Origin of the sequence: Polaromonas sp. YR568 (assembly GCF_943371715.1) — a bacterium.
GTDB lineage: Bacteria > Pseudomonadota > Gammaproteobacteria > Burkholderiales > Burkholderiaceae_C > Polaromonas.
On sequence record NZ_CALRVW010000001.1, the window covers coordinates 35991 to 59392 of the forward strand.

The 23402-nt window shown below is 65.5% G+C and carries 23 protein-coding genes and 1 pseudogene; 17 read left to right on the top strand and 7 right to left on the bottom strand.

Annotation, left to right across the window (positions count from 1 at the left end; translation table 11 throughout):
• Positions 1–181 precede the first annotated feature (181 nt).
• From AAG813_RS00165 to AAG813_RS00210, 10 genes and pseudogenes are all read left to right on the top strand, one after another.
• On the top strand, positions 182–370 hold the full coding sequence (locus tag AAG813_RS00165) for a hypothetical protein (protein WP_341910551.1): 189 nt from the start codon (positions 182–184) through the stop codon (positions 368–370).
• Positions 367–1362: an SDR family oxidoreductase gene (locus AAG813_RS00170; RefSeq protein ID WP_341910553.1), complete on the top strand. Its 996-nt coding sequence runs from the start codon at positions 367–369 to the stop codon at positions 1360–1362. Before AAG813_RS00165 ends, AAG813_RS00170 begins: the two co-directional genes overlap by 4 nt.
• 131 nt (positions 1363–1493) lie before the next feature.
• A pseudogene (locus AAG813_RS00175) lies at positions 1494–1670 on the top strand (sugar kinase); the annotation flags it as partial.
• A 53-nt stretch (positions 1671–1723) separates the two neighbouring features.
• Positions 1724–2821, top strand: coding sequence for a LacI family DNA-binding transcriptional regulator (locus tag AAG813_RS00180; RefSeq protein ID WP_341910555.1), 1098 nt, complete (start codon positions 1724–1726; stop codon positions 2819–2821).
• 164 nt (positions 2822–2985) lie between these two features.
• Positions 2986–3657, top strand: a complete 672-nt coding sequence (locus AAG813_RS00185; protein ID WP_341910557.1) for an amino acid ABC transporter permease — start codon at positions 2986–2988, stop codon at positions 3655–3657.
• Complete coding sequence (locus AAG813_RS00190) at positions 3657–4310, top strand: amino acid ABC transporter permease (RefSeq protein WP_341910560.1); 654 nt, start codon at positions 3657–3659, stop codon at positions 4308–4310. Before AAG813_RS00185 ends, AAG813_RS00190 begins: the two co-directional genes overlap by 1 nt.
• 59 nt (positions 4311–4369) lie before the next feature.
• Entirely contained in the window at positions 4370–5176 is an 807-nt protein-coding gene (locus AAG813_RS00195) for a transporter substrate-binding domain-containing protein (RefSeq protein ID WP_341910562.1), read from the top strand.
• A gap of 19 nt (positions 5177–5195) precedes the next feature.
• Positions 5196–5987, top strand: coding sequence for an amino acid ABC transporter ATP-binding protein (locus tag AAG813_RS00200; RefSeq protein ID WP_341910564.1), 792 nt, complete (start codon positions 5196–5198; stop codon positions 5985–5987).
• Positions 5977–6945 carry a sugar kinase gene (locus tag AAG813_RS00205; RefSeq protein WP_341910566.1) on the top strand — a complete coding sequence of 323 codons (969 nt, stop codon included), beginning with the start codon at positions 5977–5979 and terminating at the stop codon, positions 6943–6945. The genes AAG813_RS00200 and AAG813_RS00205 overlap by 11 nt, the downstream gene beginning before the upstream one ends.
• A 14-nt stretch (positions 6946–6959) precedes the next feature.
• Entirely contained in the window at positions 6960–7943 is a 984-nt protein-coding gene (locus AAG813_RS00210; RefSeq protein ID WP_341910567.1) for a D-glycerate dehydrogenase, read from the top strand.
• A gap of 323 nt (positions 7944–8266) precedes the next feature.
• Here the strand turns inward: AAG813_RS00210 and AAG813_RS00215 are convergent, their stop codons facing one another.
• The 5 genes from AAG813_RS00215 to polA all read right to left on the bottom strand — a co-directional run bounded on the left by AAG813_RS00215 (position 8267) and on the right by polA (position 13707).
• Positions 8267–8572: a hypothetical protein gene (locus AAG813_RS00215; RefSeq protein WP_341910569.1), complete on the bottom strand. Its 306-nt coding sequence runs from the start codon at positions 8570–8572 to the stop codon at positions 8267–8269.
• A gap of 1 nt (position 8573) precedes the next feature.
• Positions 8574–8717: a hypothetical protein gene (locus AAG813_RS00220; protein ID WP_341910571.1), complete on the bottom strand. Its 144-nt coding sequence runs from the start codon at positions 8715–8717 to the stop codon at positions 8574–8576.
• 125 nt (positions 8718–8842) lie between these two features.
• Entirely contained in the window at positions 8843–9724 is an 882-nt protein-coding gene (locus AAG813_RS00225) for a ZIP family metal transporter (protein WP_341910573.1), read from the bottom strand.
• A 119-nt stretch (positions 9725–9843) separates the two neighbouring features.
• A complete protein-coding gene (locus tag AAG813_RS00230; protein ID WP_341910575.1) occupies positions 9844–10743 on the bottom strand; it encodes a dienelactone hydrolase family protein in 900 nt (299 codons plus the stop codon).
• 138 nt (positions 10744–10881) lie between these two features.
• Positions 10882–13707, bottom strand: a complete 2826-nt coding sequence (gene polA, locus AAG813_RS00235) for a DNA polymerase I (RefSeq protein WP_341910577.1) — start codon at positions 13705–13707, stop codon at positions 10882–10884.
• Positions 13708–13771: 64 nt separating this feature from the next.
• On the opposite strand from polA, the gene AAG813_RS00240 reads away from it, so the two are divergent.
• The 4 genes from AAG813_RS00240 to AAG813_RS00255 all read left to right on the top strand — a co-directional run bounded on the left by AAG813_RS00240 (position 13772) and on the right by AAG813_RS00255 (position 16799).
• On the top strand, positions 13772–14137 hold the full coding sequence (locus tag AAG813_RS00240) for a hypothetical protein (protein ID WP_341910579.1): 366 nt from the start codon (positions 13772–13774) through the stop codon (positions 14135–14137).
• A gap of 27 nt (positions 14138–14164) precedes the next feature.
• Positions 14165–15154: a homoserine kinase gene (locus AAG813_RS00245; RefSeq protein WP_341910581.1), complete on the top strand. Its 990-nt coding sequence runs from the start codon at positions 14165–14167 to the stop codon at positions 15152–15154.
• A gap of 140 nt (positions 15155–15294) precedes the next feature.
• Entirely contained in the window at positions 15295–16083 is a 789-nt protein-coding gene (locus AAG813_RS00250; protein WP_341910583.1) for a BPSS1780 family membrane protein, read from the top strand.
• Positions 16080–16799, top strand: coding sequence for an iron dicitrate transport regulator FecR (locus AAG813_RS00255; protein WP_341910584.1), 720 nt, complete (start codon positions 16080–16082; stop codon positions 16797–16799). Before AAG813_RS00250 ends, AAG813_RS00255 begins: the two co-directional genes overlap by 4 nt.
• Before the next feature lie 24 nt (positions 16800–16823).
• Here AAG813_RS00255 and AAG813_RS00260 read toward each other — a convergent pair whose 3' ends face one another.
• Positions 16824–17660 carry an IclR family transcriptional regulator gene (locus AAG813_RS00260; protein ID WP_341910586.1) on the bottom strand — a complete coding sequence of 279 codons (837 nt, stop codon included), beginning with the start codon at positions 17658–17660 and terminating at the stop codon, positions 16824–16826.
• A gap of 198 nt (positions 17661–17858) precedes the next feature.
• Here AAG813_RS00260 and AAG813_RS00265 point away from each other — a divergent pair, with 198 nt between their 5' ends.
• The gene (locus tag AAG813_RS00265; RefSeq protein WP_341910589.1) at positions 17859–19007 is read left to right on the top strand and encodes an ABC transporter substrate-binding protein; all 1149 of its coding nucleotides are present in this window, start codon (positions 17859–17861) and stop codon (positions 19005–19007) included.
• 6 nt (positions 19008–19013) lie between these two features.
• Here the strand turns inward: AAG813_RS00265 and AAG813_RS00270 are convergent, their stop codons facing one another.
• Positions 19014–21449 (bottom strand): UvrD-helicase domain-containing protein, encoded by a 2436-nt coding sequence (locus AAG813_RS00270; RefSeq protein WP_341910591.1) that lies wholly within the window; start codon positions 21447–21449, stop codon positions 19014–19016.
• A 53-nt stretch (positions 21450–21502) separates the two neighbouring features.
• Here AAG813_RS00270 and AAG813_RS00275 point away from each other — a divergent pair, with 53 nt between their 5' ends.
• Both AAG813_RS00275 and AAG813_RS00280 read left to right on the top strand, forming a co-directional pair.
• On the top strand, positions 21503–22189 hold the full coding sequence (locus tag AAG813_RS00275) for a hypothetical protein (RefSeq protein WP_341910593.1): 687 nt from the start codon (positions 21503–21505) through the stop codon (positions 22187–22189).
• Between the two features lie 214 nt (positions 22190–22403).
• Complete coding sequence (locus AAG813_RS00280; RefSeq protein WP_341910595.1) at positions 22404–23381, top strand: GMP reductase; 978 nt, start codon at positions 22404–22406, stop codon at positions 23379–23381.
• The last annotated feature ends 21 nt before the right edge of the window (positions 23382–23402 follow it).

Consider the following 23402-nt stretch of genomic DNA (forward strand, 5'->3'; position numbering starts at 1 on the left):
ACAGAAACGACTCTAGGCAGCGCCCCCAGGCGCCTGTGTCAGACGCCGTTGATGTTTTTGTAGGACAGCACGAAAGTGACATGCTGTTGCGGTTTGTCCTACAGCCGGAAACTGAAGGCGTTGACACACAGTCACCGGATGGCCTGCGTTGATGACTTCATCTTTGTTCAAGGAGAGCAACATGCCGCAAGGAGACAAATCCGCCTACACCGACAAACAGAAACGCCAGGCCCGGCACATCGAGGAGGGCTACCGGAAACAAGGCGTGTCCGAGGGCGAGGCCGAAACCCGCGCCTGGGCGACGGTCAACAAGACCGATGGTGGCGGCAAAAAATCCGGCGCCGGCAAGAAGAAAAGCAGCACGACATGAGCGCGGCGGTGCGAAAAAACGCCGCCCGCGTCACGGCCACAGCTCGCAAACAGCGCGCCATCCAGACGGAGCAGGATGACAGCGACGCCCGTCGGCCGCGCAAGCCGCCTGCCAAAAAAGCGGTGCAGGCCGGCGCAAGGGTGCAGCCCGCCACGCCGTTGCCTGGCCAGCACTTGCGCAAGCCCGGCCGGGAGGCCGATATGGCGCTGCCACCGAACTTTCTGGCGCCTGCGTATGAAGGCAGCAACAAGCTGCGCGGCATGGTGGCGCTGATCACCGGCGGGGACTCCGGCATAGGGCGCGCGGTAGGCGTGCTGTTCGCCCGCGAGGGCGCCGATGTGGCGCTGGCCTACCTCAACGAGCATGAAGACGCACGCGAGACCCAACACTGCATCGAGGCCGAGGGCCAGGCCTGCGTGCTGATTCCGGGCGATGTCAAGAACCCCGCCTTTGCGCGCAAGGCCGTCGCCAAAACGCTCAAGGCGTTCGGCCGGCTCGACATCCTCGTCAACAATGCGGCCTTCCAGGAACATGCTCGGGGCCTGGAGGAACTCGACGAGAAACGGTTCGAGGAAACCTTCCGCACCAACATCTTCGGTTACTTTCACATGGCGAAGGCCGCCGTGCCACATTTGCGCCGCGGCGCCTGCATCATCAACACCGGCTCCGTGACGGGGCTCGAAGGCAGCGCGCAGCTGCTGGACTACTCGGCGACCAAGGGCGCGATTCACGCCTTCACCAAGTCGCTGGCCAGCAACCTGATCGACAAGGGCATACGCGTCAACGCGGTGGCGCCCGGACCGGTGTGGACGCCGTTGAACCCGGCCGACAAGTCGGCCAAAGACATCAGGCGCTTCGGCGAAAAAACCGACATGAAACGCCCGGCCCAGCCGGAGGAAATTTCCCCTGCCTATGTGTTCCTGGCCGCACCCGTGTGTTCGGGCTACATCACCGGCATCGTGCTGCCCATCACCGGCAGCATCGGCGCCTGACCCGCCCGCCAGCGACTTTCTTCATTAAATCGCCCTTCAGCCATTGCTCCACAAGCGCTGGCAGCTATCAATAATATAGCAAGCGGGAGGTGCTACGATTCGCGCACCCTGCACTTTCCCGGTCAACACCCATGACAAGCGCGCTGGATGTCGCAACTTTTGGCGAAGCCATGCTGCTGCTGGTAGCCGACCGGCCGGGTCCGCTCGAAGACGCCACCTCTTTTTTCAAACATACGGCAGGCACGGAAACCAGTATGGCAATCGGCCTGGCGCGCCTGGGCCTGAAGGTCGGCTGGGCCAGCCGCTTGGACAGGGTGCTACCATTCACTGAAACTGGTTTCACGCCGGCCCATGCCCTGCCATGCCCACCCCTGCACTCCTGACTGCCACCACCCCCGCGCCACCCACGCCGCGTGCCACCATTGCCGATGTGGCGCGTGCCGCCGGTGTATCCAAAGCCACCGTGTCGCGCTTTCTGAACCACCGGGACAAGCTCCTCAGCCCGGACATCGCACGCCGTGTCGAGGTCGCCGTCGCCGCCCTGGCCTACGTGCCCAGCCCCATGGCGCAAGCCCTCAAGCGCGGCCGCTCGCGCCTGATCGGCCTGGTCGTAGCCGATGTGACCAACCCGTTTTCCGTGGCCGTGCTGCGCGGGGCCGAAAAAGCCTGCCAGGAGGCCGGCTACCTGCTGATGCTGTTCAATCTCGGCAACAATGGCACGCGCGAACGCGAAGCCATTGAAGCCCTGACGGCTTACCAGGTCGATGGTTTCATCCTCAATACCCTGGGCCGGGATGCCGGCGCCGCGGCCGCGGCGGCACGCCACGGCAAACCGGTGGTGCTGGTGGACCGTCGCCACCAGGGCATGCAGGCCGACTTTGTCTCGCTGGACAATACCGGCTCGGTGCGTCTGGCGGCCGGCCACCTGGTCGAGCGCGGCTACCGCGAGCTGCTGTTTGTGTCGGAACCGGTCCGCGACGTCAGTTCACGCGTGGAACGCGAAGCCGCCTTTCTTGCCTTCCTCGCCGAGGGCACAGACAAACCGGCGGTGACGGGCCGTACCTTCGAGAGCAGCGCCGACAATGCCGACGCGCTGGACCAGGCCTTGCGGGCGCTGCGCCAGCGGGCCGGTCAGCGCCTGCCGGGCATCGTGTCGAGCAACGCGGTGGTCACCCTGCGGGTGGTCGCGGCCATGGCCAGACTCGGCTGGCGTTTCGGGGAGCAGGTCGGGCTGGTCGGTTTTGATGAAACCGAATGGTCGCCCTACGTCGGCCCCGGCCTGACCACCATCGCGCAGCCGACCGACGATATCGGCCGCATGGCCGCCGGCTGCCTGCTCGAACGCCTGCGCGGCGTGGCGCTGCCGGCGCGGCAGATCCTGCTGCCCGGCCAGCTCATCGTGCGAGGTTCGTCCTCGCCGCACCCGAACTCGCCCAACCCGACCTTGGGCCACGCCTAGGGTTATCCATGCTTACGGCGGGGATAGGGATTCTTTTATAATTCACTGAAACCGGTTTCAGAGACCTTCTCAAAGCCGGTTGCGTGTCCAGTTCCCTTGTTCCAGGAATTTCCGCGTTCCCCCTGATTGCGGCGCTTGCGCCACCCCAGTGCCACCGCCCGTCCATGAACTACACATTTCAATTCGGTGATGTCTTTGCAGCCTGGCCCCTGTTGCTCAAGGGCACCTGGAACACCATCGAGCTGTCGCTGCTGGCGATGCTGTTCGGGCTGCTCCTGGCCATCGCCTGCGCCTGGGGCAAAACCGCCGGGCCCCGACCCCTGCGTTTTGTGATCAATGCCTACATCGAGCTGATCCGCAACACGCCTTTCCTGGTGCAGCTGTTCTTCTTCTTTTTTGCGCTGCCGGTGCTGGGCCTGCGCTGGTCGGCCTACACCGCGGCGCTGACGGCCATGGTCATCAACCTCGGGGCCTATGCGACGGAGATCATCCGCGCCGGCATCGAATCCATCCCCAAGGGCCAGATCGAAGCGGGGCTGGCGCTCAACCTCAAGCGCCACGAGATTTTCCGTTTTGTCATCCTCAAGCCGGCACTCAAGGCGATCTACCCGGCGCTGACCAGCCAGTTCATCCTGCTGATGCTAAGTTCGGCGGTGGTCTCGGCGATTTCCGCCGACGACCTGACCTCGGTCGCGGCCAACCTGCAGTCGCAGACATTTCGCAGCTTCGAGATCTACATCGTGGTCGCCGGCATCTACCTGCTGCTGGCGCTGGCCTTTTCCGCGCTGTTCCGCCTGATCTACCGGACCAGCCTCAACTACCCGGACCGCCGCTGATGCGTACCTTCGGCCTTCCCGAATTCCTGTTCATCCTGCAGGCGGCGCAGTGGACGATTGCGCTGTCGCTGATCGCCTTTGCCGGTGGCGCCATCGGCGGGCTGGTGATTGCACTGGCGCGCACCTCCGGCAACCGCACGGCGCAGCTGCTGTCCGGCGGCTTCATCCAGATTTTCCAGGGTACACCGCTGCTGCTGCAGCTGTTCCTGGTGTTTTTCGGCGCGCCGGTGCTCGGGTTCGACATCAACCCCTGGCTCGCCGCCGGCGTCGCACTGGTTCTCAACAGCAGCGCCTTCCTCGGTGAAATCTGGCGCGGCTGCATCCAGGCGGTGCCGGCGGGACAGACCGAAGCGGCCCATGCGCTGAACCTGTCCTACAGCGCGCGCCTGCGCGACGTGGTCCTGCCGCAGGCCTTCAAGATCGCGCTGGCGCCCACCGTGGGCTACATGGTGCAGATCATCAAGGGCACCTCGCTGGCCGCCATCATCGGTTTCGCCGAAGTCACCCGCGCCGGCCAGATCATCAACAACGCCACCTTCCAGCCGCTCATCGTCTTCAGCGTGGTCGCGGCCATTTATTTCGTGCTGTGCTGGCCACTGTCGCTGCTGGCCGCACGGATGGAGCGCCGGCACGCCGCAGCGCTCTCACGCTGACCGCAAGGCAGCCGCTTCGCAGCTTTCGTTTCTTCCCCTCAATCAACGGAGACTTCCCCATGATCAAATCCCTGCAACGCCGCGTGTTCACCGGCACCGCCCTCGCCCTCGCCATGGCGGCCACGCTGTCGGCCTGGGCCCCCGCGGCCAGCGCGCAAAGCGTGGCCGACATCAAGAAAAAAGGCGAACTCACCGTCGGCATGCTGGTGGACTTTCCGCCCTATGGCACGACCAACAGCGCCAACCAGCCTGACGGCTACGACGCCGATGTGGCGCGCCTGATGGCCAAGGACCTGGGCGTCAAGCTCAACCTGGTGCCGGTGACCGGCCCCAACCGCATTCCCTTCCTGCTGACCAACAAGGTCGACCTGCTGGTCGCTTCGCTGGCCGTCACGCCCGAGCGCGCCAAGCAGGTGCAGTTCTCCAAGCCCTATGCCGCCGCCAGCATCGTCGTCTACGGCGACAAGAAGGCCGGCATCAAGAGCGCCGCCGACCTCAAGGGCAAACGTGTCGGCGTGGCCCGGGCCAGCACCCAGGACGTGGCGCTGACGGCCGTCGCGCCTGAAGGTACCGAAATCCGCCGCTTCGACGACGACGCCTCGGCCATGCAGGCGCTGATGTCCGGCCAGGTCGATGCGATCGGCTGCTCGACCACGGTCGCCGCGCAGATCGACAAGCGTGCGCCGGCCAACACCTACGAAAACAAGTTCCTGCTGCGCCAGCAGGTGATGGCGGTCGCCATGCGCCCCGGCCAGGCCGAGCTGCTCAAAACCGTGGACGACTTTGTTGCCCGCAACACAGCCAACGGCGAACTCAACAAGCTGTACCGCAAGTGGCTGGAAACCGACCTGCCGAAAATGCAATAAACCCCTGGACGGTGCTTTCATGACAGACACAATGCCTTCCCGGACCCCGGTCGCGGGAGCCGAACCCATCATCCGTATCGAAGCGGTGGACAAATGGTTCGGCAAGTTCCAGGTACTGACCGACATCAACCTGAGCGTGGCGGCCGGGGAACGCATTGTGGTCTGCGGGCCGTCCGGCTCGGGCAAGTCCACGCTGATCCGCTGCATCAACCGCCTGGAGACCGTGCAGAAGGGCCGCATCGTGGTGGACGGCATCGACCTCACCGCCGGCGGCAGGAATGTCGATTCGGTGCGCCAGGAAGTCGGCATGGTGTTCCAGCAGTTCAACCTGTTTCCGCACCTGACCATCCTGCAGAACTGCATGCTGGCGCCGATGCGCTCGCGCGGCCTGAGCAAGCCGGAAGCCGAAGCCATCGCGATGAAATACCTCACGCGTGTGCGCATTCCCGAGCAGGCGCAGAAATACCCGAGCCAGCTCTCGGGCGGCCAGCAGCAGCGTGTGGCGATCGCGCGGGCGCTGTGCATGACGCCCAAGATCATGCTGTTTGACGAGCCGACCTCGGCGCTGGACCCGGAAATGGTCAAGGAGGTGCTGGACACCATGATCAGCCTGGCCGACGAAGGCATGACCATGCTGTGTGTCACGCACGAGATGGGCTTTGCCCGCAGCGTGGCCGACCGCGTGATCTTCATGGCCGACGGCAAGATCATCGAGCAGGCGCCGCCGCAGCAGTTCTTCAGCAACCCGCAGCACGAGACCACCCGCAACTTCCTCGGCCAGATCCTGAGTTCGCACCAGCATGCGCACTGACGGCACGGGCGCAAGGGACAGCGCGCTCGACGTTGTCACCTTCGGCGAAGCCATGCTGCTGCTGGTCGCCGACCGGCCCGGCCCGCTCGAGGACGCCGGGGCCTTCCACAAACGCACGGCCGGCGCCGAAACCAATGTGGCGATCGGCCTGGCGCGCCTGGGCCTGAAGGTCGGCTGGGCCAGCCGCCTGGGCACCGACATGATGGGCCGCTACCTGATCAAGGCGATGGCGGGCGAAGGCATCGACTGCTCGCACGTGGTCTGCGATCCCACGCAGAAAACCGGTTTCCAGTTCAAGGGCCGCGTGCTCGACGGCAGCGACCCGCCAGTGGAATACCACCGCCAGGGCTCGGCCGCCAGCCACATGGGGGTGCAAGACATCGACGAGGCCTGGCTGCTGTCGGCGCGGCATCTGCACGCGACCGGCGTGTTTGCCGCGGTGTCGGCCAGCACCCTGCCCGCCGCGCGCCGCACCATGGACCTGATGCGCGCCGCCGGCCGCAGCGTGTCCTTCGACCCCAACCTGCGACCCACGCTCTGGGCCAGCCCCGCGGTGATGCGCGACGCCATCAACGACCTGGCGGCGCGCGCCCACTGGGTGCTGCCCGGGCTCGAGGAAGGCCGCTTTCTGACCGGCGAAACCAGCGCCGAAGGCATTGCCCGCTTTTACCGCCAGCGCGGCGCCCAGCTCGTGGTCGTCAAACTCGGCAGCGAGGGCGCGTATTTCGACGGCGACAGCGGTAGCGGCCATGTGCCCGGCTTTGCGGTGACCGAGGTGGTAGACACCGTCGGCGCCGGCGACGGTTTTGCCGTTGGTGTGATCAGCGGCCTGCTCGACGGACAAAGCGTGCCGCAGGCGGTCCGACGCGGCGCCTGGATAGGCGCGCGCGCCGTGCAGGTTCTGGGCGACAGCGAAGGCCTGCCGACCCGCGCCGAACTCAACGCCGCCCAACTCTGAACAAGGTTCTCCCCATGCGCAAACACATCCTGGTCTTTCGCGAACTGCCCCCGGACCAGCTGGCGCGCCTGCAGGCGCTGCACGACGTGACCGTGGCCAACCCGCGCATCCCCGCCCAGTTGCCGGCGTTTCGCGCCGCGCTGGCCACGGCCGAAGGCATGATAGGCGCGAGTTACCCGGTGGACGACGCCCTGCTCGCCGCCGCGCCGCAGCTGAGGGTCATCTCCAGCGTCTCCGTCGGCGTGGACAACTACGCGTTGCCCGCCCTGGCGGCACGCGGCATCCTGCTGTGCCACACGCCGGGCGTGCTCGACGAGACGGTGGCCGACACCGTGTTCGCCCTGCTGATGGCGACCAACCGGCGCATCGTCGAACTGGCGAACCTGGTCCGCGACGGCCACTGGACCCGCAACATCGGCGAGGACCTGTTCGGATTTGACGTGCATGGCAAGACGCTGGGCCTGCTCGGCTTTGGCCGCATCGGCCAGGCGATTGCACGACGGGCGGCGCTGGGCTTCGGCATGCCGGTGCTTTACCACGCGCGCCGGCCGGTCGACCTCGCGGTGCAGGCGCCCGAGCTGCACGGCCGTGCGGTGCACACGCCGCTGGATGAGTTGCTGGCGCGCGCCGACATCGTGGTGGCCATGCTCCCCCTGTCCGGCGCCACACGCGGCCTGATGGGAGCGCGGGAGTTCGCGCTGATGAAAGCCGGCGCGATTTTTGTCAACGGCGGGCGCGGCGCCACCGTGCAGGAGGAAGCCTTGCTGCAGGCGCTGGACCACGGCACGCTGCGCGCTGCCGGGCTGGATGTTTTTGCCACCGAACCACTGCCGATGGATTCGCCGCTGCGCCGCCATCCCAAAGTCACGGCCCTGCCGCACATCGGTTCGGCAACTTTCGAAACCCGGCACGCGATGGCCGAGCTGGCCACCACCAGCTTGTTGCAGGCCCTGGCCGGCGAACGCCCCGCTGCGGTGTTCGACACCACAACTTCCTAGCTTGATCGCCTCATAGCCGAATCAGTCGCCAGTCCTTGAGCTGCGGTCGCAGGCAGCTATAGAAACAGGAGTGATTCAGCCGGGTTTGTCCTCAGTCAGGACCAGCAGTTGCAGGCCGCATGCATCGCCCACCCCGCCGCCCCTGCACTGACACGTCAGAACAAGGCGGACCCGGGACGCCTGCGCCTTGCAACCCGAGTTACATCGGCTGTGGCGTGGGCTGCACCTGGCCCGGATTGGGCGGGCTGGCGATGGGCTGCACCGGTTCGGGCGGCGGCACGTTGGGGTCGGTCGCCATGGCTGGGTTTCGAGCGGACAAGTTCTTACTCCCTTTCCGGTTTGACGGCGGGAGATGGTTCCACCGGCTTGTCGAGATCGCGGATCATGCCCTCGCCTTCCAGGTCGCGACCATCGGACGGAATGTCGCGCTCGTTGCCGATCTCGGGCTCGTCCTCTTCCGCTGGCAGCGCCAGCCGGGTGTCATTGGCCGCCTGATCCACCGCCGGGTTGCGCTGCGGCGTGCCGCTCGGGTCCACCGGCAGCGGCGGCGTGGGGTCGTCGTTGCTGTCGTCGCCCGGCGTCACCGCCGGTTCGTCTTCCTCGGGAGGGATATTCGGTTCGGCGTGCATCTCAGAACCCTCCCAGCGTCAGCGGAACGGTCTCGGTCACCACGGCCGCAGCCGCCGCCATGCTGGCGCAGACGCTGGTAAGGTAGGCGATGGAGGCCACGGCGATGCGGCGGGGTTGGAAAGCTGTGGGCGTTTGCGGTTTCATGGCGGTATCCTGAAAGAATGTCTCCATGATGGCCGGACCCGGTCGCCGCGCCTATAGGCTGCTATGCCTTCTGCCTGTCAGTGTCCGGCTGACACGGCTGACACGGCTGACCGGCCGCCAGCCCCTCAATGCGAGGAATGCGCCAGCCCGCTGACCAGCGTGACCAGCGCGATGCCCACACCCAGCCAGGCAATCTGCGCGAGCGTTTCGCGGGCCGTCAGCCGTTTTTGCAGCTGCGGAATCAGGTCGGCCAGCGCCACATAGACAAAACTGCTCGACGCCACCACCAGGAAAAAGGGCAACCAGTCGTGCAGCATGTCCACCAGGGCGTAACCGACCAGGCCGCCCAGGGCCGTCACGGCGCCGGCCAGCGACACCTTGATCAGGGCCGCGCTGCGGTTGCTGGAGGTGTGGCGCAGCACCACCAGGTCGCCCATGTGGTGCGGCACTTCATGCGCCAGCACGGCCAGCGCGGTGATCACGCCCAGGCGCATGTCGGCGACGAAGGCGGAGGCAATCAGGATGCCGTCGCCGAAGGCGTGCACGCTGTCGCCGGTCAGCACGGCCCAGCTGCCGGACCTGACCGGATGGCTGTGGTGGGGGTGGTCGTGCCCATGGCCGGACTCCAGCGGGCTGGGGGCGGTGTGGACGCGCTCGGCGCGCACAGAGTTGGCGGTGCGCACCGGCGCCAGCACGTGGCCCAGGCCGTCTTCCCCGCCCTGCGGGTCGTGGTGCTCATGGCCGTGGTGATACAGCTCGGCCTTGTCGAGCAGGAAGAAAAACACCAGCCCGACCAGCAAAGTGGCAAACAGTTCCTGCGCGCCGGCCTGGCTCTCGAAAGCCTCCGGCAGCAGGTGCATGAAGGCGGTCGCCAGCAGTGCGCCGGCGGCCAGGCTGAGCATGTGGTTGGTGTAACGGGCCAGCACGCCAAAGCTGAGCAGCGCCGCCAGCCACACGCTGCCGATGCCGGCGGCCAGGGTGCCGGTCAAAATTGCTATCAATGTCATAGCTGCTCACGCCCGATCTATATGGGCTGAAGCCCGAAAAGGTTGTAAAAACTCGCACTAAGCGCAAAAAAGCCGCCGCACATTGCTGTGGGGCGGCTCCATGCCGGGCGGGCTTGAGTTTAAGCGACGCCGTTGGCCTTGAACCACGCCAGAGCGCGTTTCCAGCCGTCTTCCGCCGGCTCCTTGCGGAAGCTCGGGCGGTAGTCGGCATGGAAAGCGTGCGGGGCATCAGGGTACACCACAAACTGCGAGGCCTTCGCCGCGGCACTGCCGACTGCCAAAGCCGCTTTCATCTTATCAACCGTGTCAAGGGGAATGCCGCTGTCCTGCCCGCCATACAGGCCGAGTACCGGGCCGTTCAGGATGGGGGCGATATCGACCGGGTGTTTCGGCGTGAGCGGCGTGCTGGCACCGACCAGGCGGCCGTACCAGGCCACGCCGGCCTTGACGCCGGGGTTGTGCGCGCTGTACAGCCAGGTGATGCGGCCGCCCCAGCAAAAGCCGGTGATGCCCACCTTGGCGGTGTCGCCGCCGTTGGCGCCCGCCCACTTCACGGCACCGTCCAGGTCGCCCATGACCTGGGCATCAGGCACCTTGGAGACGACCTCGGCCATCAGCTTGGCCATCTCGCCGTACTGCGTGGGGTCGCCCTGGCGCGCATACAGCTCGGGCGCAATCGCCAGGTAACCGGCCTTGGCAAAGCGGCGGACGGTGTCGGCGATGTATTCATGCACGCCGAAAATTTCCTGGATCACCAGGATCACCGGCAGGCCGGTCTTGCCGGCGGGCGCGGCGTAATAGGCCGGCACCTTGAATCCGTTGACTTCAAACGAGGTTTCGCCGGCCTTCAGGCCCTCGGCCGACGTCTTGATCGCGGTCTGCGCCATGATGGGCAGGGCGGTGGCGGCATAACCGACACCGAGCGCCGCCTTCAGCGCCGTGCGGCGGGTCGCGCCGGCTTCGGTGCTGTGGCCGGGGAGCAGGGAGTCAAACTCGGATTTCTGGTCGCTGTTGAGCATGGCGGTTTCCTCAATATCTGGGTTGAAGGGGCTGAAAGGGGCGGCAAAGAAAGCCGGGCTAGTCTAGATGGTCAGAAAAATTCCTGCTGGTTCAGGGAAATACCGAAAAGTATTACCCGCCACCGCTGTCCTGCGACGTCAGTGCGCCTTTTCCCAGTTCGGACCGATGCCGATCTCGGCCAGCAGCGGCACCTTGAGGTCCGCCACCCCGGCCATCAGGCGCGGAATTTCATGGCGCACCCATTCGACCTCGGCCTCGGGCACCTCGAACACCAGTTCGTCGTGCACCTGCATGATCATTTTGGTGGCGCGTTTTTCGGCATCGAGCACGTCCTGCACCTTGACCATGCTGAGCTTGATCAGGTCGGCCGCCGTGCCCTGCATGGGCGCGTTGATGGCCTGCCGCTCCGCCGCTTTTTTGCGCGGGCCATTGCCGCCGTTGATCTCGGGCAGGTAAAGCCGCCGGCCAAACACGGTCTCGACGAAATGGTTCTTCTGGGCAAACACCACGGTCTGCTCCATGTAGTTCTTCACGCCGGGGTAACGCTGAAAATACTTGTCGATGTAAGCGGCCGCGGCCTTGGTCTCGATGCCCAGGTTGCGCGCCAGCCCGAAGCTGCTCATGCCGTAGATCAGGCCGAAGTTGATGACCTTGGCGTAACGGCGCTGCTCGCTGCTGACCTGGTCCAGCGCGACGCCGAACACCTCGGCGGCGGTTGCGCGGTGCACGTCCAGGCCGTCGGTGAAGGCGCGCAGCAGCGCTTCGTCGCCGCTCAGGTGGGCCATGATGCGCAGCTCGATCTGCGAGTAGTCGGCGCTGGCAATCAGGCAACCGGGCGGCGCCACAAAGGCCTCGCGCACGCGCCGGCCCTCGGCGGTTTTCACCGGAATGTTCTGCAGGTTGGGGTCGTTGCTCGACAGGCGGCCAGTCACGGCCACCGCCTGTGCGTAATGCGTGTGCACCCGCCCGGTTCGCGGGTGCGCGAGCTGGGCCAGCTTGTCGGTGTAGGTGCCCTTGAGCTTGGAGAGCGAGCGGTGCTCCAGCAGCTTGGCCGGCAGCGGGTAATCCTCGGCGAGTTTTTCCAGCACCTCCTCGTCGGTGCTGCGCGCGCCGGTGGCGGTCTTCTTGATGACCGGCATGCCCAGCTTGTCAAAGAAAATCTCGCCGAGCTGCTTGGGGCTGCCCAGGTTAAAGGGCTGGCCGGCGATCTCGTAGGCCTCGGCTTCGAGCTGCAGGATGCGCGTGCCGAGCTCGCCGCTCTGCTTGGCCAGCGTCGGCGCGTCGATCAGCACGCCGTTGCGTTCGATGCGGTACAGGGCTTCGCTGCTGCGCATTTCCAGCTCGTAGATGAAACGCAGCTTGTCGTCGGCCTGCAGCCGCGGCCAGAGCACGCGGTGCACGTCCAGCGTCTGGTCCGAGTCTTCGCACGAGTACTCGGCGGCCTTGGCGATGTCGACCTGGTTGAACTTGATCTGGTGCGCGCCCTTGCCGCACAGGTCTTCGTAGTTGATGCCGCTGCGGCCCACATGGCGCTCGGCCAGGCTGGCCAGGCCGTGCGGCTTGTGGACTTCGAGCACATAACTCTGCAGCATGGTGTCGTGGGCGTAGCCCTGCACCTCGATGCCGTGGTTGGCAAACACATGGCGGTCGTACTTGACGTGCTGGCCGAGCTTGGCCTTGGCCGGGTTTTCCAGCCAGGGTTTCAGTCGCGCCAGCACCTCGTCGCGCGGCAGTTGCGCCGGCGCGTCGGGGTAGTCGTGCGTCAGCGGAATGTAGGCGGCCTCGCCGGGCGTCACGCTGAAACTCAGGCCGACGATCTGGGCCAGCATTTCGTCGAGCGAGGTGGTTTCGGTGTCCAGCGCCACCAGCTCGGCGGTTTCGATCTTGGCCAGCCAGGCCTCGAACATCGCCCAGTCCAGCACGGTGTCGTAACGCAGGTTGGTGGCGCGTTCGGCCAGCGGCGTGGCCAGAAAGGCCGGCTCGTCAAACAGCCCCGGCTCGTCGGACGAGGCCGCGGGCGCGGCGCGGCCCTGGCGATGGGTGTCGGGTCCGGCCGGCAACTCGGCCGGCGCATTCTGGGCGTCTATGCTGCGGACCAGACTCTTGAACCCGTATTTTTCGTAAAAATCCTTCAAAGCCTCCGTCTGCTGCCCGCCGACAGCTATGGATTCCATCGCAGGAAGACCTTCGATGTAATCCTGCAGTTCGCAGTCTTTCTTGATGGTCAGCAGCTCGCGGCCCCTGGGCAGCCAATCCAGGGAGCTGCGCAGGTTGTCGCCAACCACGCCCTTGATCTCGCCGGCACGCGCCACCAGCGCGTCGAGCGAGCCGTATTCGAGCAGCCATTTCACCGCCGTCTTGGGGCCGACCTTGGGCACGCCGGGCACGTTGTCCACCGCATCGCCGACCAGGGTCTGGTAGTCCACCATCAGGCGCGGCGGCACACCGAACTCGGACTCGACGCCGACCAGGTCGCGCCGGCGGTCGTTCATGGTGTCGATGACGGTGATGTTTTCATCAACCAGCTGGCTCAGGTCCTTGTCGCCGCTGGAGATGATGACCTCAATGCCCTGCTGCGACGCCATGCAGGCCAGCGTGCCGATCACGTCGTCAGCTTCCACGCCGGGCACGTCCAGCACCTTCCAGCCGAGCAGGCGCACGACTTCGTGGATGGGTTCGACCTGGCTGCGCAGGTCGTCGGGCATGGCCGAGCGCTGGGCCTTGTACTCGGGGTACAGCGCATCACGAAAGGTCGGGCCCTTGGCGTCGAAGACACAGGCGGCATAGTCGGCGCGCACGTCCTTGCGCAGCTTCTGCATCATGTTGATCATGCCGCGGATGGCGCCGGTGGCGGGGCTTTGCGGGTTGCCGGGGTCGGCGCGCAGATCGGGCATCGCATGGAAAGCGCGGTAGAGATAGCTGGAGCCATCCACCAGCAGCAGTGTTTTTTTGTCGGTGCTCATGGCCCCGATTGTCACCGTTTTGCCAGCCCTATCCACGGGGGTGCCGGCCCCCTACAATGCAGGCATGCAACACCCTCTTTGCTCCCTTCTGTTCGCCGCCACGGCTGCCCTGGCCTGTGCCCCCGTGCTGGCCCAGACGGCGGCGCCTGCCCCGGCAGCGGCACCTGCGCAAGCACTGCCGCCCGGCACCAACCCCGTCAGCAGCCGGCCCGAGCCGGCCATCCAGCGCATCCGCACGGAAGACGCCGGTTCGCGCATCGACGAAGTGCGCGTGGGTGGCGAGACACAAAGCATCACCGTGCAGCCCAAAACCAATGTGCCGGCCTACGAAGTCCTGCCTTCCGACACCACCAAGGGCGGCGGCACCGGACCGTCCACCTCGGGCGCCGGCAGCACCGGCAAACGTGTCTGGAACGTGCTCAAGTTCTAGTTTTCCCCCTTAGTTTCCGTTTCAGGCATGGCCGTTTACACCGAAGTCTCGTTTGACGAGGCCGCTCCCCTTTTGCATTCGCTCGGTCTGGGGCAGTTGAAGAGCCTGGACCCCTGCTCGGGCGGCATCGAGAACACCAACTATTTCGCCGACACCGACCAGGGCCGTTACGTCCTGACGCTGTTCGAACGCCTCGGTTTCGAGCAGTTGCCGTTTTACCTGTACCTGATGCAGCATCTGGCGCAGCGCGGCATTCCGGTGCCTGAACCGCATGCCGCGCTGACCGCCGGCGCCGGCAGCTGGCCCGGCGACATCCTGCACAAACTCAAGGGCAAACCCGCCGCGGTGGTGGACCGCCTGCGCGGCCGCAGCGAACTGGCGCCCACACCTGCGCACTGCGCGGCGGTGGGCGACATGCTGGCGCGCATGCACCTGGCGGGACAGGACTTCGACCGCCAGCAGGGCAACCTGCGCGGCCTGGCCTGGTGGAATGAGACCGTGCCGGTGGTCCTGCCCTACCTCAGCCCCGAACAAGGCAGCCTGATCCGCTCCGAACTGGCCTACCAGAACCATGTCGCCGCCTCCTCAGCCTGGCAGGCGTTGCCACGCGGTCCGGTTCATGCCGACCTGTTTCGCGACAACGTGATGTTCGACGGCGAAGGCGGCAGCCTGCGCCTGACCGGCTTTTTTGATTTTTACTTCGCCGGCTGGGACGCCCTGCTGTTCGACATCGGCGTCAGCCTCAACGACTGGTGTGTGGACCTCGCCACCGGTGAACGCGACACAGCGCGCACCTCGGCCTTCCTGGCGGCCTACCAGGCCGTGCGCCCCCTGAACGCCCAGGAACGCAGCCTGCTGCCGGCCATGGAGCGCGCCGGCGCCCTGCGTTTCTGGATCTCGCGGCTGTGGGACTTTTACCTGCCGCGCGAAGCCGCGCTGTTGCAGGCGCACGACCCCGGCCATTTTGAACGGGTGCTGCGCCAGCGCGTGGCCCATCCGTGCAGCCTGTCGGCCTGACCCTGTTGTTGCGCAGCGCCCGGGCTGGAGGCAGCCGGCGTTACATTGTTCATCGCGTCCGTCCTTTTAGCTCTTTTGGCCCCTTTATCGCCTTCGATTGAACCTCGACCGACCCGCCCCCTCAACCTGCAACCCAAGCAATGAAACTAAACATCGTTCCCGCGCGTACTGGCATCACATGGGTCAAACTCGGCATACAAACCTTCTTCAAGCAGCCGCTGGCGCTGGCCGGCCTGTTTTTCATGTACATGGCGGCGGCCACGCTGGCATCGCTGATTCCGTTCGTTGGTGTGGTACTGGCGCTGGCCATCGTGCCGGCGGCCACCCTGGGCCTGATGGCCGCGACGCTGGAAGCCACCAAGGGCCGTTTTCCGATGCCTGCCATTCTGGTCAGCGCCTTCCGCGCCGGCCGGCAGCGTGCCCGCGCCATGATGGTGCTGGGTTTTCTGTATGCGGCCGCCTGCCTGCTGATCGTGTCCGTGGTGCCGCTGTTTTTCGATGTGCCGGTCAGCCGCGAAAGCGCCCTGGCGCCCGAAATGCAGGGGGTGATGCTGACCATCATGGCGCTTTACCTGCCGGTGTCCATCCTGTTCTGGCATGCACCTGCGCTGGTGCACTGGCATGGCGTGACGCCGGTCAAGAGCCTGTTTTTCAGCGCCGTCGTGTGTTTTCGCAACGCCGGCGCCTACGCGCTGTTCGGCCTGACCTGGATGGTGGTGCTGATGCTCATCGGCCTGGCGGTGAGCCTGCTGGCCGGCCTGCTGGCCAGCCCCGAGGCGGCGGCCGCGCTGGTCATGCCGGCCGCCCTGCTGATGGCCGCGATGTTTTCCAGCTCGCTGTATTTCACCTTCCGCGACAGTTTTGATGCCACCCCGCCCGACAGCCCCGTCAACAACGACAACAACCCCACTCCCGGAGACACGCCATGACACAGCACCTGCTGCAAGGCCGGCAAGAAAAGGAAATCCTGTGGTTCCAGAGGCGTGACGCGCTCAAGGCCGCCGCGGCCTGGGTCGCCATGGGGGGCCTGCCGGCCGCAATGGCGCAGCAGCGCAGCAACATCGTGCAACTCACCGGCGACGCCACCCTCAACGGCAACCGCCTGAGTCCGGAGCACACGATCCAGACCGGCGACGTGATCCAGACCGGACCAGGCGCCAACCTCGTGTTTGCCATCGGCAACTCGGCTTTCCAGGTGCGCCAGAACTCTCGCCTGTCGGTGGAACGCGGCACCACGCTCCATGCGGTCAGCCTGCTGCGCCTGCTGACCGGCGCGGTGGCCAGCGTCTGGGGCAAGGGTGTGAACCGCGCCATCGTCATGCCGACCCTGACCGCCGGCATACGTGGCACCGGCGTGTATGCCGAGATTTTTGCCGACCAGGGCAACCGCAACTATTTCTGCAACTGTTATGGCACGGTGGACCTGGGCGCGGGCAGCGACAAGCAGGTGTCGCAGGCGCAATACCACCAGTCGTTCTGGGCCGACGCCGAACCCCGCAACGGGCGCTACCTGTCGCCCGCCCAGGCGCTGAACCACACCGACGAAGAGCTGGAATTTCTGGCCCGCCTGGTGAACCAGCGCACGGCCTGGCAGATCGCCGGCCGAAAAGGCATCAAGGACGGCCGCGGCCAGATGGGCTACTGAGCCCGAATCCCTGGGCCACCGGCCTCACCAGGCATCGCCGGAAGCATTTTGCAGCCGGCGCACCAGCGCCACCAGTTGTGGCCGTACTTCGGTCATCAGGAATTGCGGCGAGAGCTTGAAACCGGGTCCGCCGCAATTGACCACCATCACCGAACGCCCGCTTCCCGGACGGAAAGCCGCGGCGATGGCATTCACGTCTTTCTGCCACTCGCCAAACGAGGCGCAACAGCCGTGCTCGCGGTAGTGCGCCAAGGCCAGTTCCAGCGCATCCCGGGTCTGCGGCCAGGCTTTTTCGTCCTGGGCCCGGATGCGCTCCATCAGCGCACTGCGTTCGCTGTCGCTGCAGCCGGCCAGGTAGGCACGCCCCATCGCCGTGCTGGCCAGCGGTATGCGTGAACCGACGTCCAGGCTCAACGTGAGGGCCGATTCGCTGCGGCAGTTCTCGACATAAATCATGCTCAGGCGGTCACGTATGCCCAACGAGACCATGGCCTGCGAACTGTCGGCCAGCTCCTGCATCATCGGCCGCGCCAGCTGGCGCATGTCCATGCGGGCCAGCATGGCGCTGCCCAGCGCCAGCACCGCGCTGCCGAGGCGGTAGCCCGGATTGCCGCTGCTGTCCTGCGCGTGTTCGAGGTAACCCTGCTTGGTCAGCGTGTAGGTCAGGCGTGAAATCGTGGACTTGGGCAGGCCGCAGCGGCGCGCCAGTTCCTGGTTGCCGAGGGTGCGGTCACGCGAACGGAAGGCACCAAGCACGTCCAGGCCACGAGCCAGCGCGGTCACGAAATGCCGGTCTTCCTTCGCGTTGCCGGCGAGATGCCTGGCCGAAACAGTCGGCTCCGAGGTGAGTACTTTTTTCATATTGTTCTGCAGTGCGGAATATTGCAATCGTACCAGTTCATGTCGCTCGAGTGACTGTTTCCCATGAATTCCCCAATGAACCGAGGGAATTCCATGACAAGAGTCGAATGGGGTGGCCGCACAATCCCTCAGCATTGCAATCTGTCAATTCTGCAATGCAGAATAAAGAAAACAATACAACAACGAGGAGAACTTCAGATGTCGAGCAAGAAAATTCGCGTCCTGGCGCTGGCCCTGAGCCTAGCCGCCACCCTGCTTCCTGCGCAGGCCGCACCCGGCCGGGAGGACCTGGTGATCGGTCAGGTGGCGCCGCTGACCGGCACCATCGCCGGAACCGGCAACGAATACGTGGCCGGCGGTGCCGCCTACTTCGCCTGGGTCAACGACAACGGCGGCATCTACGGCCGCAAGATCCGCGTCTCGCTCAAGGACGACAGCTACAAGCCGGACCAGACCCTGGCCCTGACGCGCCAACTGCTGGCCGAGGACAAGCCGCTGGCCCTGTTCGGTTTTGTCGGCACCGGCAACGTGCTGGCGCTGAACAAGAACAAGGTGCTCGAAGACGCCGGCATCGCGCTGCTGGCGCCCTACACCGGCGCGCAGGACCTGCGCGAGCCGATGAACCCGCACATCTTCCACATCCGCGCCAGCTACACCGACGAAACCGCGCGCATGGTGGAACACCTGCACACCATCGGCCTGCGCCGCTTTGCCGTGATGTACCAGGACGACCCGTTCGGCAAAAGCGGACTGGCCGGTGCGGAAACAGCACTGCAGAAGCTCGGCCTGCAGGCGGTGGCCAAGGGTGGTTACGACCGCACCAAACCCGAGGAAGTCGATGCCGCCGTGGCCGCCATTGCACCGGCCAACCCCGACGCCATCATCATGGTCTCGGTCAACCGCGCTTCGGCCGCCTTCATCAAGAAGATGCGCGCCCAGGGCAGCAAGGCCCGGCTGTTCAGCATTTCGGTGGTGAACTTCAAGGAACTGCTGAAAAACGCCGGCGAGGACAACGCGCGCGGCATCGGCATCTCCCAGGTCATGCCCTACCCCTACTCCACACTGGCACCGGTGGCGCGCGAGTTCCAGACGCTGATGGCCAAGTACCAGCCCGGCAAGGTGGTGTCTTACGCCAGCATGGAGTCCTTCATCGCGGCCAAGATCCTGGTCGAAGCGATTCGCCGCAGCGGCGCCGACCCGACCCGCGCCAAAATCATGGGCCAGCTCGAAAAAATGAACAGCTACGACGCCGGCGGTTTCAAGGTCAGCTTCTCGCCGGACAACCGCGTCGGCTCGAAGTTTGTCGAAGTGACCGTGATCGGCCGCGACGGCAAACTGCTGCGCTGAACCGGGTCAGACCACCGGGGTCAGCTTGGCAACGCTCAGGGCCAGCCACTTCACGCCATGCCGCGTGAAGTTGATCTGCGCCCGGGCGTCGTCGCCGCTGCCTTCGAGCATCATGACCTTGCCTTCCCCGAACTTGTTGTGAAACACGTTCATGCCGCTTTTCAGCCCGTGCGCCGGCGCCTCGCGCTGCACCGGCACCGCCGGGTTGGGAAACCGCTCCCCGCCCAAATTCTTTGAAGCAAAAGCGGCCTTGGCCCAATCCCCACGGGCACCACCAGCTCCTGAATTCGTAGCACCCCAGGCACCGCTGCCGCCCCCGTAGGCCGACGAAAAGCCCTGGTTTTTCGGCGTGATCCATTTGAGCGCCGCCTCCGGCAACTCGTCGAAAAAGCGGCTTTTCAGGTTGTAGCGCGTCTGGCCGTGCAGCATGCGCGTCTGCGAGTGGCTCAGGTACAGGCGCTGGCGCGCGCGTGTGATGGCCACATACATCAGCCGGCGCTCTTCCTCGATGCCGCCGGCGTCGCTGAGCGAGTTTTCATGCGGAAAGACGCCGTCTTCCAGGCCGGTGATGAAGACGCAATCGAACTCCAGGCCCTTGGATGAATGCACCGTCATGAGTTGCACCGCGTCCTGGCCGGCCTGGGCCTGGTTGTCGCCCGATTCGAGCGCGGCATGGGTCAGGAAGGCGGCCAGCGGCGACAGCGTCTCGCCGGTTTCCTGGTTCGGCGCCAGCAGTTCCGGCAGGGGCTCGTTGGCCAGCGGCGCAGACGGGTCCAGCCCCTGGCTGGCTGGCGACTGCGACAGCGGCGTGCCGAGTTCATCGACCGGCAGCGCCACCGCATCGCGGCCGAAACCTTCCATGCTGACAAAGGACTCTGCGGCGTTGACGAGTTCGCCCAGATTTTCCAGCCGGTCCTGGCCTTCTTTCTCGAGCTTGTAGTGTTCCTCGAGCCCGCTGTGCTGCAGCACCAGTTCGATGATCTCGCGCAGGCTCAGGCCCGGGGTCTGCTCGCGCAGCACATCGAGCTTGGCGACAAAGGCACCGAGGTTGGCGCCGGCCTTGCCGGGCACGGCGCTGACCGCGTCGTGCAGCGAGCAGCCCGAAATGCGCGCGATGTCCTGCAGCTGCTCGATGCTGCGCGCGCCGATGCCACGCGGCGGAAAGTTGACCACGCGCATGAAGCTGGTGTCGTCGTTCGGGTTCTCGATCAGGCGCAGATAGGCCAGCGCGTGTTTGATCTCGGCGCGCTCGAAAAAGCGCAGCCCGCCATAGACGCGGTAGGGAATGCCGTTGTTGAACAGCGCGGTTTCCATGACCCGGCTTTGCGCATTGCTGCGGTAGAGCAGCGCAATTTCCTTGCGCGCCATGCCGCCGCGCACCAGCTCGCGCACCTCGTCGACAAACCACTGCGCTTCGGCAAAGTCGGAGGTGGCCTCGAAGACGCGCACCGGCTCGCCGGGGCCGGCTTCGGTGCGCAGGTTTTTACCGAGACGCTTGCTGTTGTGGCTGATCAGCTCGTTGGCCGAGTCCAGGATGTTGCCGAAACTGCGGTAATTGCGCTCCAGCTTGATCTGGTGCAACACATGGAACTCGCGCACGAAGTCGGCCATGTTGCCGACACGTGCGCCGCGAAAGGCGTAAATGCTCTGGTCGTCGTCGCCGACCGCGATCACCGACCCGCCCGGCATGCCACCGGGCGCAGCGTCGTCGCCCTGGCCGGCCAGCATCTTGATCCAGGCGTACTGCAGCTTGTTGGTGTCCTGGAACTCGTCGATCAGGATGTGGCGGAAGCGCCGCTGGTAATGCTCGCGCACCGACGCGTTGTCACGCAGCAGCTCGTAGCTGCGCAGCATCAGCTCGCCGAAATCGACCACGCCTTCGCGCTGGCACTGCTCTTCGTACAGCGCGTAGATCTCGGCCTTCTTGCGCGTCTCCTCGTCGCGCACCACCACGTCCTTGGCGCGCAGCCCGTCTTCCTTGCAGCCGGCGATGAACCACATCAGTTGCTTGGGTGGGAAACGTTCGTCGTCGATGTTGAACTGCTTGCACAGGCGCTTGATCGCCGAGAGCTGGTCCTGGGTGTCCAGGATCTGGAAGGTGGACGGCAGATTCGCCAGCTTGTAATGCGCACGCAGGAAGCGGTTGCACAGGCCGTGGAAGGTGCCTATCCACATGCCGCGCACGTTGACCGGCAGCATGTCCGACAGGCGATGCATCATCTCCTTGGCCGCCTTGTTGGTGAAGGTTACAGCCAGGATGCCGCCGGGCGACACCTGCCCGGTCTGCAGCAGCCAGGCGATGCGGGTGGTCAGCACGCGGGTCTTGCCGGAACCGGCGCCGGCCAGGATCAGCGCATGCGTGTTGGGCAGCGTCACGGCCGCGAGTTGCTCCGGATTAAGATTCTGTAAGAGTGGGGAGCTTGGGACGACTTCTGAGAACATCTCCCCATTGTAGAAAGCCTCCGATGCCCCATCCCCTTGCCGCCCGAGTACCCGTGTTATCGGCCCTTCTGCTGGCCGCCGGCCTGGCCCAGCCGGCCTTGGCCCAGTCTTCCTGCGCCAGCGATGGCCAGAAGCGCCCGCTGGCCCTGGTGGAGCGTTTCATCAATGCCGACTGCGCCACCTGCTGGACCGACCCGGCCACCCCGCCCGCCACCCGCGGCGCCGTGGCGCTGGACTGGGTGCTACCCGGCGGCCAAGGCGAGGACGCCCCGCTGTCGGCGGTGGCCACGCGTGATGGACTCAAGCGGCTGGCCGCGCTCGGCACGGCGCCGCCGGCGGCCAGCCTGACCCTGCGCACGCCCGTAACAGGCCGCGCAGGCGCGTTGCGGGTGGCGCACGGCCTGCCGGTTTCCGGCTACATCGGCGCTTCGATCGCGTTCAAGGGGTCGGCGGGTGTGAGCAACAGCCCGCCCTGGACCGCCTGGCTGGCGCTGGTGGAAGCCCTGCCAGCCGGCACCGAGGCGTCGCCGGTTCCGCGCAATCTGGTACGAAACCTGCTCCATGTCCCATGGGATGGGCGCGACCAGCTACCAAAACAGGAGCAGATGCGCTTCATCGAATCGCGTCCGCTGGATATCCCGGCGGGCACGAACACCGACCGGTTGCGGGTCATCGGCTGGATGCAGGACGCCAGCGGGCGCATCGTGGCGGCGGCGCAATCGCGCTGCACCGGGAAATAAGTCCCTCGCAGGGCCCTCACCGCCTGACGCGCCATCTGCCTGCGCGTATAGGGGCCATACGCCGCTGCATCTGCCCGCCCCCCGCACAAGCGCCTAGAATCAATCACCGGGCCCAAGCAATTGCGCCCGGTTTTTTGTTTCCGCAGACCCTGCGGGCAAGCCGGTCCAATCCAAGTGCCTTCTGTTATCTACAGTTTTTAAAGGCTTGGAATCCATGGAAATCTTCGACTACGACAATATCCTGCTGCTGCCGCGCAAATGCCGCGTGGAAAGCCGCTCCGAATGCGACGCCGGCGTCACGCTGGGCAACCGGCGCTTCCGCATCCCGGTGGTGCCGGCCAACATGAAGACGGTGATCGACGAATCGATCAGCGTGTGGATGGCGCAAAACGGCTATTTCTACGTGATGCACCGCTTCGACCTCGACAACCTCGCGTTTGTCCGAAGCATGGCGGCCCGCGGGCTCTACGCATCGATCTCGCTGGGCGTCAAGCAGGCCGATTACGACACGGTGGACCAGCTGGTGGCCGAAGGCCTGGTGCCCGACTACATCACCATCGACATCGCCCATGGCCATGCCGACACGGTGCAGCGCATGGTGGCGTATCTGAAAGAGAAACTGCCCGCGTCGTTTGTGATTGCCGGCAACGTGGCCACGCCCGAAGCGGTGATTGACCTGGAGAACTGGGGCGCGGACGCCACCAAGGTCGGCATCGGCCCCGGCAAGGTCTGCATCACCAAGATGAAAACCGGCTTTGGCACCGGCGGCTGGCAGCTGTCGGCGCTCAAGTGGTGCGCGCGCGTGGCGACCAAACCCATCATTGCCGACGGCGGCATCCGCGAACACGGCGACATCGCCAAGTCCATCCGTTTCGGCGCGACCATGGTCATGATCGGCTCCATGCTGGCGGGCCTGGAAGAAAGCCCGGGCAAAACCGTGGAGGTCGATGGCCGGCTCTTCAAGGAGTACTACGGTAGCGCCTCGGACTTCAACAAGGGCGAGTACAAACACGTCGAGGGCAAACGCATCCTCGAGCCGGTCAAGGGCAGCCTGAAGGACACGCTGCGCGAGATGGAAGAAGACGTGCAGAGCGCCATCAGCTATTCGGGAGGTACCCGCTTGATGGACATCCGCAAGGTCAACTACGTCATCCTGGGCGGCGACAACGCCGGCGAGCATCTTCTGATGTAACAAGCTGTCGCAGCGGCGGAG